Raw genomic sequence first — 16,036 nt, forward strand, 5'->3', positions numbered from 1 at the left:
GTTTCCATGTTTTATCTCCTTGAATATGCTGGAGATACAATGTCTTTTTGCCAATTATGTTCCAAAAGTGGTAAATATGCGCCAAAAAGGGATAGGAAAGACCGAACACAAGACGGTGATCATTACTTAAAATTCTGGAGTATTTATTTTATTATTTCATTTTTTTGTAAAAACAGCGCGTCTTCTAAAATTTTAGTTTTTATATTGTACTTATAATTAAAAGAATGCTTCAATTATTCAAAATAAATATCAAAAGTATTCAATTCAAAAAGCTATGAGAGATAAAAGAGAAGGAAGAAACATTAGTGTTCTAAGCTGTTTTTCCTTCTCTTATTATTCTATATCAAAACAATGCTAGAAAAACTTTCTAAGTTCTTTGAGTAAAAACTCCCAAAACCAGAGAGGAAAGTTGAAAAGTTTTGAGACAATGTCCAAAAGTTTCGAGATTCTCTCCAAAGTTTGTTTTTTAGTTTCGCCCGCAGTTTTTTTATACGATGTAAGAGCACTTTGATTTGAGAGATAAATTTGGTTTGATGGACCATCTTGTACTAAGAAAGTGCATTTTGTAAAGGTCATGTGTTCCACCTTTATGACGTAGGGATTATGAACTGTAATCGGTTCATAGGTGCTACAGGTTTTCACTTTTGCATTTGCAGTTGTCATGGATTCTGTTTCAAATGTATGTGTGTAAAGGTTACTTGTGCATTTTTCGGGATTACTGTCGATTAAAGTACATTCATCCATTATGCTTTTTATGGCTGCATTTACTTTGTTTATAAAGTTTTTGAGATGTTTAGAAAATTGAGTTTCTAAGGATAGGATTTTTAGGGATGGGATTTTTATGATTGTATTCATTTTATCAAGTTTTTTTAATACTTTTTTTATTAAAGTCCCGTAAATGTCTTTAATGTTTAAAAAATCACGAACACCAAGTTTACTGATGGCATTATAGGACCACCCTGAAAGACATGCGATCATTTCAATTGATTGCTCGTCGCCTTCTTTGCTCTGTATTGCTTTTAAGTCTTTAAATTTCGGGCGGCGTAAGGTGATTTCTGTGTATGTCTTTCCTTCCACTTTAATAGGTACAAGTAATTGGTACGTGGCTAGTTCTGTTATATTCATTAATAGCTTCTCCTTGCTTTCTAAATTAGATGCAGAATGATTTATCAAATTTCCATTATATCATGTTTGTCAATAGCTTAGGCAGTAAACTTGGTGATGGTTATGTAGAATGAAATTCTAACAAAATGGACAAGATGAATTTAGATTTTAAGGGGAGACAGAAGCGCAATTTGCTTTATGATATTAGTGGGCTATTAAGTTTGTTTGCTCAATTATTTGTGTTGATAAAAACTTCTCCATGAGCCATTGTTATATGCTGTATTGTTACAATAATATTTGTGTGGGGAGTTTTAAGGAGAGGGAGTTTGTGGCTTCTTTTTTCTTTGAGCGTTGTAAACCACCTCTGATAAAAGATGTTGTCGGAAAAGTGATGTTGTTATCATGGAGAGGGATAGAGTTTGGGAGCGTTTTTGTTGATGATATCAATGAAAAAAAGCTGATGAAGATAGGGCAACATGAATACAACAAAATGCGCTATTTCGGATTGGGAAATATATCTCTGAAGGAGAGTTTTGATCTTTTAGCTTCTTTTGCGTATAGTTTTAAAATTGCGATTTGCTATGCTTTAAAATTAATTATAAAGTGAAGCGCTAAGTGTTTATTTACGTGTTGCGTGTGCGTGCGGATCAGACATTGGATTTATGCATCAACAAGATGAATTATTCTCGAATAAAGTAAAAGAATAAAGAAAATTTATTATTTTATTCCCTGTGGATAAAGTTAAAATAGATTTATATTTATAAATATAAATTATTATTTTTCTATAAACGTAAAATTTAAATATTTTTAAATTTAAGAAATGTGACTTTCCTGATGAAACATAAATATACATTACCATTCATTATACTTATCGTATGTTTATCAACAGGAGGTTTGATTTCTACCGATATTTTTTTACCAGCACTGGGCGATATGCGTCAATATTATCAAGTGACACAATCTCAAATTCAAAGTGCAGTGGCGGTTTTTTTGTTGGCATTGGCACTTGGACAGCTCATTTATGGGCCGCTGAGTGATAATTTTGGGCGTAAAAAAACACTTCTATTGGGCTTATTCTTGTGGTTATTTACGACACTTGGTGTGATTTATACGGTTCATATTCACGCTTTTCTTGTGTTACGTTTTTTGCAAGGTCTTGGTGCTTGTGCGGGACTTGTCTTAAGTCGTGCAATTATCAATGATTTGTTGGATAAAAAAGCGGCTGGAAAACTTTATTTGATTGTTTTTCCTTTTATTGGAATGTCACCAGCACTTGCACCTTTCATTGGTGGACTTTTGATACAGGCTTTTCATTGGCAGGCAACTTTTATCTTTTTAAGCTTTTTTATATTTTTGACCATTTTGCTGTGTTGTTTTGTGCTAACCGAAACTCTACCTCCTCAGAAGCGGCAGCATTTTTCTCCGGTAGGATTTATGAAGGCATATTTAGGTGTTCTCAGAAATAAACAATTTATTTTTTATGCACTTATTCCGTGTTTTTCTTACGCTGCCTATTTTGCTTATATTGTGGAGTCGCCTTTTTTACTCACGACTTTGGGGTTATCGCCGATACACATTAGTTATAGCTATATTGGTGTTTCGTTTCCCTATATTTTGGGAAATCTTTTGGCGCGATGGTTTTTTGAGCGCGAGTCTATGGAAAAGACTGTGGGGAGAGGGTACATTATTTTTGTGATAGGTGGTGTGCTGTTTGCTGTGCAAATGTATCTAAGTCCATGGCCCCTTGTGACAAGTTTTATGGCTATTGCTGTTCTTACTTTTGGCAATGGTTTTTTATTGCCGTTAGGAACAGCGTTGGCTATTTCATCGCATCCGAAAGCTGCGGGAGCGGCTTCTGGTGTTATGGGATCTTTGCAATTAGGAAGTGCGGCACTCAGTGCAGCGGTTATCGGAAAGATATCTGGTCATAGCCCACGGGCTATGGCAACTTTGTTAGCTGTGTGTTGTATGATTGGTTTTATCATTTATATTCAAAAAGCGCGTCATTTTATGACTTCAGAAATGAACTGAGTAAAATGATAAAAAGAAAGCATTATGCGGAAATGTTTTTGATGTTGTTCACGAATGGGGTACCTGTACATTAGATGAATTTTTTTATTAAGTTGTTGGATTGAGTGGGTTTAAAATTTGTTACAAGCTTAGTTTGAGTTTAACAAATCGATTATGATGGGGGGAGAGTATGAGCCTAGAGTTTCAACATATTTTCATTATATTGGATGGGAAAAGTTTTGGCTCTAATGCATGTTTTAAATAAGGGGAGGAATTGATCAATGAGCCTTCCTATTATTATTCTTTCTCCTGTAATGCCAATTTGGGATGGTGGTGTTTTTTGTTCTCCATTGACAAAGCTATGCTTATCAAAAGGATACCCAGTCACTCTGCTGGATACACTTTCTCTTTTTCCTAAGGGTTCTCATGTGCTCAATCATGCTGCTGTAGACATTTTATCTTTTATGGCAGAAAAACTTAAAAGCTATTTTAAAGAGCCCGCAGTGCTTGTGGGATTTTCTATGGCTGGAATGTTGGTACAAATATTGGCAGCACGGCTTCCCAATGTTCAAGCTGTGCTTGCTGTGAATGCACCTGGCTATCCAGATAAGGTTTTGCAACGGCGCCTTGGAGATATTCTTGCCTCCTTAGAAAATAATGATTTGTCGGGGGCTTTGGAAATACTCAATGGTTTTATGCATCCTTCTGGCATTATGAAAAAAAGAGTTTTATTGGAGATTCCCGATAAACAAAAAAGCGTGGCAATTGAACGCATGAGAAGAGGGTTTAAACTCTTATTAGAAATAGATGCTAGAGATGAAATAGTTAAGTATAAGGGGAAGTTTTTAGCTTTAGTGGGAGAAAAGTCGCAACTTGCAACGGTAGATAATCAGACGAAAAGTCATAATCTGAACCATGAATATAAGATTATTTCTGGTGCTGGTACGCGTTTGTGGGAGGATAATCCTACTATGACAGATGCAGTCATTGATGAGTGGATTGATGAGTTATGAAAAAGAAAGTTCTTGTATTACCTGGTGATGGGATAGGACCAGAGGTTTGTGATGCTGCGTTGAGGGTCTTAGAGCAATTCCAATTGCCGATTGAATTGATTTATGGTGATATTGGTTTTGAATGTTGGAAACAAGAAGGAGATCCTATTCCAAAAGAGACCTGGAAAAAAATTTCTGAAAGTGATGCTATTTTACTTGGAGCTGTGACCAGTAAAGGAAAAGAAGCGGCTTTAAAAGAACTTGCACCGCATTTAAAAGAGCAAAAACTTGCCTATGTGTCACCGGTTATTCAGCTTCGCCAAAAATTAGGGTTGTTTGCAAATATACGCCCTGTCAGATACATCTTTGGTCCGAGAAAACCTTTTCATTTTTGTGTTATCAGAGACAATAGTGAAGGCCTTTATGCTGGATTGGATTTTCGGGGTATTTCTCCTGAAACAGCCGTTTGGCTAAAACATCCCAATTTAACAAAATATGGGCTTGAGGAAGCTGCGTGGACAGTCCGTTTGCAGACACGCTTTGGTTTAGAGCGGTTATTTGAATATGCTTTTTCTTATGCGAGGAAATATGGCTTTAAGCGCGTTACTTTTGCTGATAAGCCCAATGTTATGCGAGAAAGTGGACAATTTTCTCAGGAAATTTTTGAGAAGATTGCGCAAAACTATCCGGAAATTGAAGCAGATATTCATAATGTTGATGCGGTTGCTTTGTGGATAGCAAACAAGCCAGAGCAATTTGGGGTGATTGTTGCTGAAAACATGTTTGGCGATATTCTCTCTGATCTTGCCGCTGGAGTCATGGGGGGATTGGGGCTTGCTCCTCATGTGAATGTGGGGAGCGAGATTGCTTGTTTTGAGCCTGTTCATGGCAGTGCACCACGTATTGCTGGACAGAATAAAGCAAATCCTTCTGCGATGCTTTATACCACGGCTTTACTTTTAGAGCATTTAGGTTTTAAAGATGCAGCAAAACAACTATCTGAGAGTGTTGATCAGGTTATTCGTGCTGGAAAAACTGTTACCTATGATCTTGGAGGTGTAGCCTCTACCCGTCAAATGGCTGAAGCTGTTCGCAATGTTCTTGTGAATCCTGTCTCTATTTGTCATGCGGCAATTATTACGATTGGTGATGAACTCCTTTCAGGACAATATTTGAATACGAATTTGCAGGATTTGAGTCAGAGCTTGAATAAAAGAAATATTCAAGTCACGCGTCATTTTGTTTGTGCTGATCAATTACAGCAAATCAGTGAGACTGTTGTTTCTTGCCTTGGACAAGAAGATCTTATCATTATCAGTGGGGGATTGGGACCAACATCAGATGACATAACACGTGATGCGGTTTCTCAAGCTGTAAAGCAGCCTTTGGTACATCATGAAGATGTTTGGCAAACAATAAAAGGTCAATTACAACGATTAGGGATTTTGGTGGATAAGAGTAATGCGCGTCAAGCATTGTTTCCTGAGACGGCAACCGTGCTTGATAATCCTACAGGTACAGCACCAGGCTTTTATCTTTCTTGTGATGGAAGTACGCTTGTTGTTTTGCCTGGTCCGCCATCACAGGCTCTTGCGCTTTTAGAGAATTATTTAGAACACAACGAGAAGAAATATTCTTTTGTATCGCGTGCGGGGTATGCATGGACTTTGATTGGAATTGATGAAAGTACCATTGCGCAGTGGGTTGATTGTCATCTTGAAAATGAGCCATTTGAACGGCATTTTTTATGGAAAAGCCCCTATGTTCTTGTGCAGCTTGTTGGTCAGTCATCGGCACCTTTGGCACAGCATTTAATCGAACAATTTGAAGATCATTTTCACTCCTATTTGGTTGGTGCAGAAGTTACTACTGCTTGTAAACAATTGAAAAAGCATACAGAGGTTCATTGGTCTTCCAATGATCCATATCTTTTAAAATATTTTCAGCCCATAGAAAAAAGTACAAAAAATATTCCACTGCTTGAGGTTGAAGTGAGCCTAGAACCTTCTATCGAGACATTAGAAAATCAAGAAGAAAGCCTTGGACATGCCACGATGACTATACGGATGAAAGGTTATGGTGATGATCGTGTAACTTTTCCCTATACGCGACCACTTTTAGGTGCCGTCTTACAAGAATATGCAGCTTGGTTGGTTTTAAAAAGAGTTTTGCAAACTGAGAAAAGCAAATGAACCTCTATGGGGACGTAAAAATATTGCTCAAATTATTGAACGTTCTATTATAAGAAGTATTTTGATCCTTTTCTTAAGTGGTTTTTATCTATAGGTTAAACTTTCTTTTAATGTGTAATTAAATGACTTTGATTAATTCAAGATTAAGAAAAACTTTACGATATTAGGCTTGCTACATTCAATATTTATAATGATTAATTATTATTATAAATCAATTCGTTATCTTTCATAGAGCTGATGACAAGGAATCCAGAGACTTCATGTGCCTCAAGCGTTGTAAATAATTGAGATTCTTTGTAAATCAAAAAGCGATGGTGTGAAAAGACAAGAAGTTGTGTCATTTACAGGAAAGCTTTGCAAATTTTATTGAAAAATATGTCCAGTTTATTGCGAATATGTGCCATTCAGTTATCTGATAATAAATTGCTGTAAAGAGCTTATAAAAATTTTTCCTTTAAGTTTTTGTGTGATTGCACGATCGTTGGGTGTTCGCTTCCGAGGGGCGATATTTTTCAATGTGATAACAGGAAGAATTATTTTTCTGTAAGACGTGAAAATTCAAGGAGTGATTATTTTATGCTTTTGTTTTCTTTTCGATTGGTAATTTTTAGGAATTTGTTTGAGGAAAATATTTAATGCGGTGCGTTTGTGAATGTGGTTAAAAACATTTTACGCGTGTGTGGGGGAGAAATAAAATGTGTCTTAATTGTTGATAAGAGTGTCAATGTTTTTGATGAACAAATTTTAGGCGTAATTCTTAGTATCTAGATAGGAAGTTCATTGCATTTTTAACAGTTCGTGTCCTATCTGTTGTGATGCGCAGTGGTCTTTTTTAGCAAAAAAGAAAGGGCTTTTATGTATCAGATTGATTACAACAGTTATCGTTCTGTCAAGAGTTTTAATCGTCGCGTTCGTTTTCTCGTTATGCATTATACGGCTCTTGATTTTAAATCCTCGATTATGGCGCTTACAGGAGAAAAGGTTAGTGCACACTATCTTGTTCCTGATCCTTCAGAGCAGACATATCGTGAAGCAGGCTTTAAGGACATGCGTATTTTTAATCTGGTTGATGAAAATGAGCGTGCATGGCATGCGGGTGTGAGTTCATGGGCTGGGCATAGTCATCTCAATGATGCATCTATCGGGATTGAAATCGTTAATTTAGCGACGGGTCATTCTGAGTCTCCAGAAGAGACAGTTGATTTTATGGCTTATCATGATGAGGGTGGTATATTTCCTCCTTATAATCCAATACAAATTGATGCCGTTAAGGAACTTGCCTTGAATATTCTTCAACGGTATCCCGATATTATGCCAACTGATGTTGTGGGACACAGTGATATTGCTATTGGAAGAAAAAGTGATCCAGGAGCAGCTTTCCCATGGAGAGAACTTTATAGGGCAGGTATAGGAGCATGGTATGATGATGAACTAAAAAGTCATTATCAAGAGCAATTTTCTAAGAACTTGCCGCCCAAAGAAGATATTTTGGCGAAGCTAAAATGTTATGGATATGACATTTCTGCTGCGTGTACCCAAACAGGATACAAAGATTTGATCCGAGCATTCCAACTTCATTTTCGTCAAGAAAATTATGATGGGATTCTAGATGTTGAAACAGCAGCAATTCTTTATGCATTGGTTGATAAATATTTTCCGTGAATTCAACGTGTTTTAATTGAAAATATGGTTATGATGACGTGTAAGCCTTTTTCTTATCAAGAGAGGCTTCTTTTTTCCAATGCGCTTTATGTAAAAAAGGGCATTAATCGTGTAAAAAATCCCATGTACGGTATAAGGCGTTTTATGGAAACATAACGCTATAGAATGCTTTATGATTTCCAGAGATTAAATTTACTGGTTCTTTGTCTTATATTTTGCTTCCTTTTTTACAGTGACGTTCATAAAGAATATAATCTAAAGTCCTCTATTAAGTTAGCTTCATTTTTATGCTTAATAAAAGTGCCTAGAACCATCATAAACTTTTCCAGATCTCAATGTTACTACAGTCCTTGGAACTTAAAACGATTCATAAAGGGTTTTCTTTACTCGTTTTTATTCACACGGCTCTCTCCATTCGTCGTGTACAAGTGAATGGTTTTGGTTGATTGAAACATGGGACAGGTCTGAAATGGAGAATCCTACGATATTCTGGACTTTTATTCAACATGCAAAATAATAAATTGTCATTATAAATTAATGTGATGCAGATTCAAAAAAAGGTGGGTCGTTTACAGATTGCTACTGATAGGAGTCTCTATTCTTTAGATGGGGAAGAGGTTAATTCATTTTTTGAAGATATATCTATTTTCTCTTTTATTGCTTTAGGGGATATTTTCATCGTTTTGATAACATGTTTCTTGATGATTAAGTTTTTTAATGCGCGGCAGTGTTGTAAAATGTTGTGTTTTAGGATGTTAATAGAAGACACATTCATGCATATCAAAAACACAATGATGTCTTGTTTTTTTCAATATTTTATTTGTTCAGTACAGAACTTACCTGAGAAGTTCATGACCTAAATTAACAAAGGTTAGGTATAAATTACCAACAAAAATCAATTTGGTAATAAAGAAAAGGTATTTGTTCACGCTTTAAAGGGCAAGCAAGAGATTGTTTGAATGGATGTGTAAGAACCCACGTATGCAGTGTTCTTATCAAGTACATCAGGTTAATTTTCTGAGAATATTTTTGTGAAAGTGAGTATTTTTTTTCAAAAAGACAAGAAAATAACGATCAAGAAAGATGCTCATGATGTTTGATTACAAAAATAAAAACTGGCAACATATGTTGCCAGTTTTTAAAATCTTTAGCTTAAATAGTATTAGAATGAACGCTGTAAACGGATCATACCTTGAAAAGCACTTTTCTTATTGAATAAATGTTTTTCATCATTATTTTTATCCGTCACAACGCGATCATCATTCCAAGAAACATAGGTTAATTCAGGTGTAATCACAAATCCTGGAACCAGCGTGTATGTAATATTTACAGAAGTTGCAAAGGTTTTTACAGCACTATAAGAAACTTGAGCATTCAAATTTGCCTTCGGAGTGAGTTTGTAAGTGGCACCCGCCCAAGCAGCCCATTTACCACCCCAGTTTGCATAAATCGTTGTGCTTTGTCGTGATAATTCATCATTTTCATTTACTGTGTAGTAATCAAGGCCGTTTTTATAACCAGCCATTACCCATAGATTGAAACGATCGTTGACATTGAAATCTGCACGTACTTTTCCAGCCCACTTTTTGTAGTAAGTATCATATGCTGCAACCGCTGAAAAACCACCCCATTTTTGCATAAACTTGATACCCAAAACTACATTGGGTGTGTAATTTTTAATTGCTTTACTTGGAAGAGTATCCTTCGTGATAGGAACAAGCTTATCATCTTTATCAATATAGTATCCGCTTATTCCAGGAAGAGCATCTGAATTATTGCCTAGTTCAGCTCCGATAATAGCAGAAAAGCCGGAGTCACCATTAAAGGTGTAGGAAATAAAATTAGTGCGTGTTGTGCCTGCAGGTGCTATGCTGTCATCATTGAGAACATTTCCATAACCACCAGTCCAGCTGTTGAAAATTGTGTCATCAAGACCTACGCGAAAACCACCCAGTTCAATGTAAGCGGCTGAAAGCCTTGCACCAGCTTTATCACCACCATCACCCCAGCTTGAGAAAATTCTTGCATATGAACGAAGTGTCCCCATTTCTGTTTCAGAAGCTGCTTGAAAAACAAGGGTGAGCCGTGATGATGCGCCATAGGTTTTTCTTTTTTGGTTCAGTTCAGTTTCGCTTGTTGCATCGATATTATCACCGCCTATAAAATCAGTACGAACATTTCCTGATAAACGCATGCAGGTTTCTGTTCCAGGGATATAAAAATATCCTTTTCCGTAGGCATCACAAACGCGAATATATTCTACAGGTTCGGGTTCGGGGATAACTGTTGAAGCAGCATGTGCTCCAGAAATTGTTAAAAAAGCTGCTGTAGAGCTTAAAAAGAGGGATTTAATATTCATATAGGATCTCCGAGGTCCGTTAATTTTCTTCTAAATTCTAAAGGGTATCATTTACCTAACGCATTAAGGACAAAGACATAAGTAAAATACGCGGCACTTGTTATCTTAGCTATACTAATCTTTTTAGATATTCAAATATGAAATTACCTTTTTGTAATGTATACATGTACTATTCGAGATAATGTGGTAAAAAAGACACAATTTTTATTTTGTTAACTTTTTATCCCTATGGGCTCAATAGGAGAAAAATTTCAGATATTTGGGAAAAAAATCGAAAATGTCTTGAACTTTCTGTTGATACCATTTATGCCTCTCTGTTGGAGAGGTGGCCGAGTGGTCGAAGGCGCTCCCCTGCTAAGGGAGTAGGGCTCAAAAGGCTCTCGAGAGTTCGAATCTCTTCCTCTCCGCCATCTATTGTTATAAAAGCAGTTGATTGTGTATAGGAATTTTTTTCAGTGATTTGTGCTCATTTGCTTTTCTGCTAATCTCAATTTTGTGAAGTTTTTTGATTGCTTTTCTTGCTAGACGTTTTCTATCAGCTACTCTGCTATAGAGTGGTGCTATTTTATCTTCCTTCCATCTCAATTTATGTGCGAAATTGTAATACCTGTATTAGCAGCGCGTGTGGTTGCTCATTTTCTTAATTCCTGTGTTGATTTTTAATTTTATGTTTCATGAAACAAGTTACAAAAATTTCTTTTCTAATGGTGTAAACTAAAGCAAAACCAATGGGGGATATTTTAAGCGCAATATGTTTCATGTAAATCGCTATGCCAATTTATATTAAAGGAAATATGATCAGTTGTGGAAAAAATTATCCCGAGAAAAATAGGTTTGGTTCAAAATTTCTCATGCTTTTGTTGATAAAGGAAAGCGAAGCTCTGTTATAGCATCACATTGACGTTGCATATTTTTTAGCTAAGGATTGCTTATTTATTTTTATGGATATAGGGAGCAGCACGCACGTTTGTAAGAATAAGCGGCCGTAAAGCTAGATGTTACGGATTTTGTTCTACAAAGTGTTTTTGACTTCCCTATATCGTTCCAATCGTTTGGTGGCACATTTATTTTATGACGTTGTTTTGCTAAGCTTTTGCTTTTGTGTGTCAATCAACACCTACTCCTTATACAACAGCATATTTGAGATCAATATTTAAGATGGTTTACTGCTTTATCGGTTATGTCAGCTTTTATATATCAAATAGGGGAGAAAATATTGTATATATTTGCTAGCGAGTCATTTCTAAAAACGGAAGGATCTTTTTAATTTTGAGAAAATATAAAAGCAAAAAAGGTGGAAGTTATCTCTTATTTTTATCATCATCTTATTAATTCAGTTTTATAACTTTCATAAATCTCTATGGTCGTGTCTTTTAAATAATGAAGATTATGTGTCTTACGTTTTTGTTTATCCTGTTGGAATTATGCCTCTCATATAAAAAGAATGTTCTAAACACAAATATACTTGTGTTGCCAATTTATGCACTTGTGTTAAAGAGATATCTTTGCAATGTGTATAAGCCCATTTTGCGACGCCACCTCGTAAATGGTATAAAACACAAAAGTTTCTTTATAATTATAAAGCCTTATAAAGCCACACCATTTGTATACTTATGAAGATGCAAAGAGGCATATTATATATCTGCCTTCCTGTTGTTATAGATTTTAACTATGAGAGTTCATAAAAGGCATTTTTCCTTTTCTAAATTGTTTTTATTTATACGGCTTTCTCCACTTACTGATATGCAAGCAAATGATTTTGCTTGTTTCAACCATAGAAACAGATTTGAAAAGAAAGAATCTTACAATATTCGAGTTTGCTATATTATGATTATAAATCAATGTGTTGCTTTATATTTGCATTGTATATTGAAAGTTGGATGTGGCAATGCTCTCAAAAAAGTATCGATTTCTTTTAGAAGAAAACATTGTGGGTGAAATGTTATGGTTTTTCTCTCATAGAGACTTTTGAGAGTGTTTCATCCATTTCATGACAACCAAACCACATATGAAAAAAGTAATGGTCGGTAATATTAGGTAGTAAGATGGAGAAACTTTTGCAGGAAGAAAAGAAATAATACTCAATACTGTAATTGAAAATATTCTTCCGCTGAAAGAGACAGCACCAACAATACCAGAAATATGTTGCGTTTGTTTTTGGTTAAGTTCTGAGAAAAATAAGCTTTTTGCACCGATCGGTACAGTGCAAATAAATCCATGGATTAAAGAGAAGGCGATGACTGATGCAGCAGTTTGATGGCTATGAACTAAAAAATAGAGCGCTATGCACATCAGCGCAGAAAAGAAGGAAAAATATTTTATAGAATTCTTATATTTTTTATCAAGAACATGATACTTAGACATCAGTAAATTTGAAAAATATTGTGCTGAAAAGGCTCCAATATGGCAGCACATCAAGACGAGCATTTGCGAACCGTTGAGGTGATGAATTTTTCCTCCTGAAAGTATTATCGGTTGCCAGAAATGATAAATAATCTGAATACCAGCGCTAAAAAGGCACATGAGGAAAATAAACCATGCTCCTCCTACTGTATTTTGAAATATCCAGAGCGTTTCCTTGGCATTGTGCAAGATTGTTTTTGTTTTGGATGTTTCAATTGTCGTTTTCTTTTCTTCCGGAACAATAAGGAATATCAAAAAAATAAATCCCATCATGAGGCATGAGATGATATATCCCATAAAATATTGTCCAGAGTAATAGATCGTTCCAATTCCTACAATCCCACTGAGAATACTTCCGAAAGAGTTAACTTGGTGGTAGAGATGAGCATAATGCGAAAAGTGATCCTGTTTATCGCCTAGAGAATGGTAAATCCATCCGTCAATGGCGCTGACAATGATGCAAATGCCTGCTGCATAGAGAATTTGCGCAATAATAAGTGCTGTCATATTAGGAGCTTGAAGGCATAGAAGATAAAATACTCCTGTCATAAAGACCCCAGCCATAACGGAATATTTACGTCGATATCTGTCAGATAAAACAGCGCAGGGAAAATCAAGCAGCAGAATGGTGGTGGAAAAGACAACCTGAAGCAGAGCTAATTGCGCCAGACTAACTCCCATGGACATTAAAAAAATAGCATGGTAAACACCAATGAGCATGCGGACAGCATTATAGGATCCATAGTTGAGAGCGAGGGTGCGTGGTCTGTTCATTGTGTTGTTCCACAAACCTTACAGTGAGGATTTTTCTTTAGAGAACGCTCTTCTGTGAAAAGTTGGCTGCTCCATATCCCCACACGGCGATCAGTGGAAAGAAGGCTTCCATAACCACCCAAAAATTTAAGAGCATCATTAGCACACATGGCAGCTGAAAGTGCATTAACAGGGGGAAATGTAGCAACTTTGAAGTTATTATTAATCATAACACAAGCTTCATAAATAAGATGATCACTTTTTGCCGGAAGATTGCCTATAGACGAGCTACATGCGTAACAACCAGTTTTCTTAAGTATGTAAAATGGACCAAAGACGGCTATATCATTAACATAACCGGAATTTATATAGGCTTGTTTGTTTTTTACACACCATTCATTGATCCATAGGCCTAGCTGAGCAGGTGAATCAGCAGAAATGATCCATAAATCAGCTTTGGGTAATTTGTTGATATTCTCTTTTTCAGTAATCAACATTTGTAATTCATGAACTTCAATTTGGCTGTTTCTCCGCATCAGCTCACGTTTAAGAACTGTTGTTTTCGGAAAACTGATATCTTCTTCAGTAAAAAGAATTTGTCTGGTAAGGTTGGTCATCTCGATCACATCATTGTCAACAAGAGTCAATTTTCCAACGCCAGAGGATGCAAGCATTGCTGATACATGATTACCAATCCCACCACCCCCTAAAATGACAACACTTTTTTGCAAAAGAATATGCTGAACGGAGGTTGGATGCATACCATAGCTTTGATAATGGAGATGACTTCTGGAATAGCGATTATTGAGGATATTGTCTGATGTTTCAGCTTTGACAAGAAAATGGTTAGAAACAAGAAAATCAAACGCACGGTCAAAATTTTCTTTTAACATGATTAATGATAGTGAATTGTAAACTTCATCTACTATCTTTCTTTTTATCCATTGTGCTGCAATAAGCACTAAGTTCTCCCAAAAATTTTTATCATTGATAATAAACTGCTTTGAACCTGCACTAAAAATAGCATCCTTTTCACGAACAACAACACGTGTGTATTTTCCTAAAATATATTGTTGTTTCATTTCTCCTCCCCACTTGTAGAGCAAACCAACTTTTCCCTGAAAATAACTTCAGGTAAATTTCTTTAGTCATTAATTACATTCTGTATGATTCATGATGTCCTCCCCGTTATTGATGCTTTCATTATTCACCACATTACATGGGAGGAGGGCCCTATATAAAAATGTAAATGCACTTTTATGATGTAAAGTAAATATTCCTACATCAAATATTGATGAATGTACATTGAGAAAATAACGCATCTTATCAGTTTAAAACTCTATGATCTCTATTAACTTAAATTTAATAGCATAAAATATAATATAAAAAATGAATAAATTTTAATTTATCTAAAAAACACAAACTTTTTTATTGCTGCTACTGATAAAAAAACAAATCTATATTATAAAGTAGTTGATAACTACATTGATTGTGGTTATCCGTTTTGTATACGCATCATTTTATAATTGTTAATATATTTATTAATCAAAATATTATTTTTGAAGCAATTGTAATATACTATTAAAATATTTTAAATTTACCTATAAAGTGATTAAATTTCTCCTATAGAGATATAAAGCTAGAAAGAAAAATCTATGACTATTTTATTGAATAAATTATTTTTTATAGCTTTATTCTGTTTGTTAAGTATTTAATTTTTGTACAATTTATCCCTTTTTATTTTTATCATATATTATTTTAATTTATTGCATACGAGAAAATAAAAAAATGTTTACAAAAAAAAGTTCTGTTGAGAGAAGGCTTATTGCTTATCATATTTTTGCTAACATATCTTTTATCTACCTCGCATGGCTATACGGGTATAGATAAATTATTTTGTTCCCAAGTTGTTAAGGAACGTGATGATGCGGTTCAGAAGTTGGATTCAGCAAAGTTTGAAAAAGACAATGCGGAGAGAGGATGGAACGATACAATGCAAATATTGGGGGTGTCGGTAGAGGACTTGAAGAGAATAGCTTTTGAACAGCAGGCACTCTATTTTGCATTGCTGAAAAATATGCCAAATAAAAAGCAACTGACTTATAAATATGAAATAACGCAAAAGCGGAATGCTGCAATTTTTGAACGGCTCGAGAAGGTTTTTACTTTATTTGAGCATGTTGAGAAAAGAACAGAGGCTTTTCGAGAATTAAATGAAGCAAATAAGCTTAAGGATCAGTCTCAAGCATTACATTATTTAGAAGTGATTTCTAAACATCATGAACATATTGATAAATTAAATCAAGAGATTAAAAGGATAGATCACAAAGTTGATAATTTAAATAACAGGCTTCAAAGTTTGAGGAAAATATTTCGATAAGAAACGAAAAGTTATTCATTTAGAAGACACGTTTGAGCAACGAGATAAAGCTCTTACAGCACAAAGAAGGAAAGAAAAGTGACGGCTCTTATGGCGCTTTGCGGATGACAAAAGATGAGCTCATTCTCTCCCATGGGGAAAATCAAATTCATTTGAGTGAAAAAGGTTTGGTGCTTTCTCA

Annotated in this window: 10 protein-coding genes, 1 tRNA gene and 1 pseudogene; 7 read left to right on the plus strand and 5 right to left on the minus strand. The window is 35.3% G+C overall.

The window, feature by feature from the left end; genetic code table 11:
- Positions 1-354: 354 nt before the first annotated feature.
- Complete coding sequence (locus tag ACFIJK_RS08155; RefSeq protein WP_375627451.1) at positions 355-1,125, minus strand: phage tail assembly protein; 771 nt, start codon at positions 1,123-1,125, stop codon at positions 355-357.
- Positions 1,126-1,432: 307 nt separating this feature from the next.
- Here ACFIJK_RS08155 and ACFIJK_RS08160 point away from each other — a divergent pair, with 307 nt between their 5' ends.
- From ACFIJK_RS08160 to ACFIJK_RS08180, 5 genes are all read left to right on the plus strand, one after another.
- A complete protein-coding gene (locus ACFIJK_RS08160) occupies positions 1,433-1,711 on the plus strand; it encodes a hypothetical protein (RefSeq protein ID WP_375627452.1) in 279 nt (92 codons plus the stop codon).
- A 227-nt stretch (positions 1,712-1,938) separates the two neighbouring features.
- Positions 1,939-3,135 carry a multidrug effflux MFS transporter gene (locus ACFIJK_RS08165; RefSeq protein WP_375627453.1) on the plus strand — a complete coding sequence of 399 codons (1,197 nt, stop codon included), beginning with the start codon at positions 1,939-1,941 and terminating at the stop codon, positions 3,133-3,135.
- 260 nt (positions 3,136-3,395) lie between these two features.
- The gene (locus tag ACFIJK_RS08170) at positions 3,396-4,127 is read left to right on the plus strand and encodes an alpha/beta fold hydrolase (protein WP_375627454.1); all 732 of its coding nucleotides are present in this window, start codon (positions 3,396-3,398) and stop codon (positions 4,125-4,127) included.
- Positions 4,124-6,298: an isocitrate/isopropylmalate family dehydrogenase gene (locus ACFIJK_RS08175; RefSeq protein WP_375627455.1), complete on the plus strand. Its 2,175-nt coding sequence runs from the start codon at positions 4,124-4,126 to the stop codon at positions 6,296-6,298. Before ACFIJK_RS08170 ends, ACFIJK_RS08175 begins: the two co-directional genes overlap by 4 nt.
- 855 nt (positions 6,299-7,153) lie before the next feature.
- Entirely contained in the window at positions 7,154-7,960 is an 807-nt protein-coding gene (locus ACFIJK_RS08180) for an N-acetylmuramoyl-L-alanine amidase (protein WP_375626766.1), read from the plus strand.
- Between the two features lie 1,162 nt (positions 7,961-9,122).
- On the opposite strand, the gene ACFIJK_RS08185 is transcribed toward ACFIJK_RS08180, so the two are convergent.
- Entirely contained in the window at positions 9,123-10,319 is a 1,197-nt protein-coding gene (locus ACFIJK_RS08185; RefSeq protein WP_375627456.1) for a porin, read from the minus strand.
- 319 nt (positions 10,320-10,638) lie between these two features.
- Here ACFIJK_RS08185 and ACFIJK_RS08190 point away from each other — a divergent pair.
- A tRNA-Ser gene (locus ACFIJK_RS08190) sits at positions 10,639-10,729 on the plus strand.
- 82 nt (positions 10,730-10,811) lie between these two features.
- Here ACFIJK_RS08190 and ACFIJK_RS08195 read toward each other — a convergent pair.
- From ACFIJK_RS08195 to ACFIJK_RS08205, 3 genes and pseudogenes are all read right to left on the minus strand, one after another.
- Positions 10,812-10,951, minus strand: a pseudogene (locus ACFIJK_RS08195) (integrase); the annotation flags it as partial.
- 1,324 nt (positions 10,952-12,275) lie between these two features.
- Positions 12,276-13,496, minus strand: a complete 1,221-nt coding sequence (locus ACFIJK_RS08200) for an MFS transporter (protein ID WP_375627457.1) — start codon at positions 13,494-13,496, stop codon at positions 12,276-12,278.
- On the minus strand, positions 13,493-14,557 hold the full coding sequence (locus ACFIJK_RS08205; protein WP_375627458.1) for a ThiF family adenylyltransferase: 1,065 nt from the start codon (positions 14,555-14,557) through the stop codon (positions 13,493-13,495). The genes ACFIJK_RS08200 and ACFIJK_RS08205 overlap by 4 nt, the downstream gene beginning before the upstream one ends.
- Positions 14,558-15,300: 743 nt before the next feature.
- Between ACFIJK_RS08205 and ACFIJK_RS08210 the strand changes: the two genes are divergently transcribed.
- The gene (locus tag ACFIJK_RS08210) at positions 15,301-15,855 is read left to right on the plus strand and encodes a hypothetical protein (protein ID WP_375627459.1); all 555 of its coding nucleotides are present in this window, start codon (positions 15,301-15,303) and stop codon (positions 15,853-15,855) included.
- Positions 15,856-16,036: the final 181 nt, after the last annotated feature.

Origin of the sequence: Bartonella sp. PS17NMGDW (genome assembly GCF_042193555.1) — a bacterium.
Lineage (GTDB): Bacteria > Pseudomonadota > Alphaproteobacteria > Rhizobiales > Rhizobiaceae > Bartonella > Bartonella grahamii.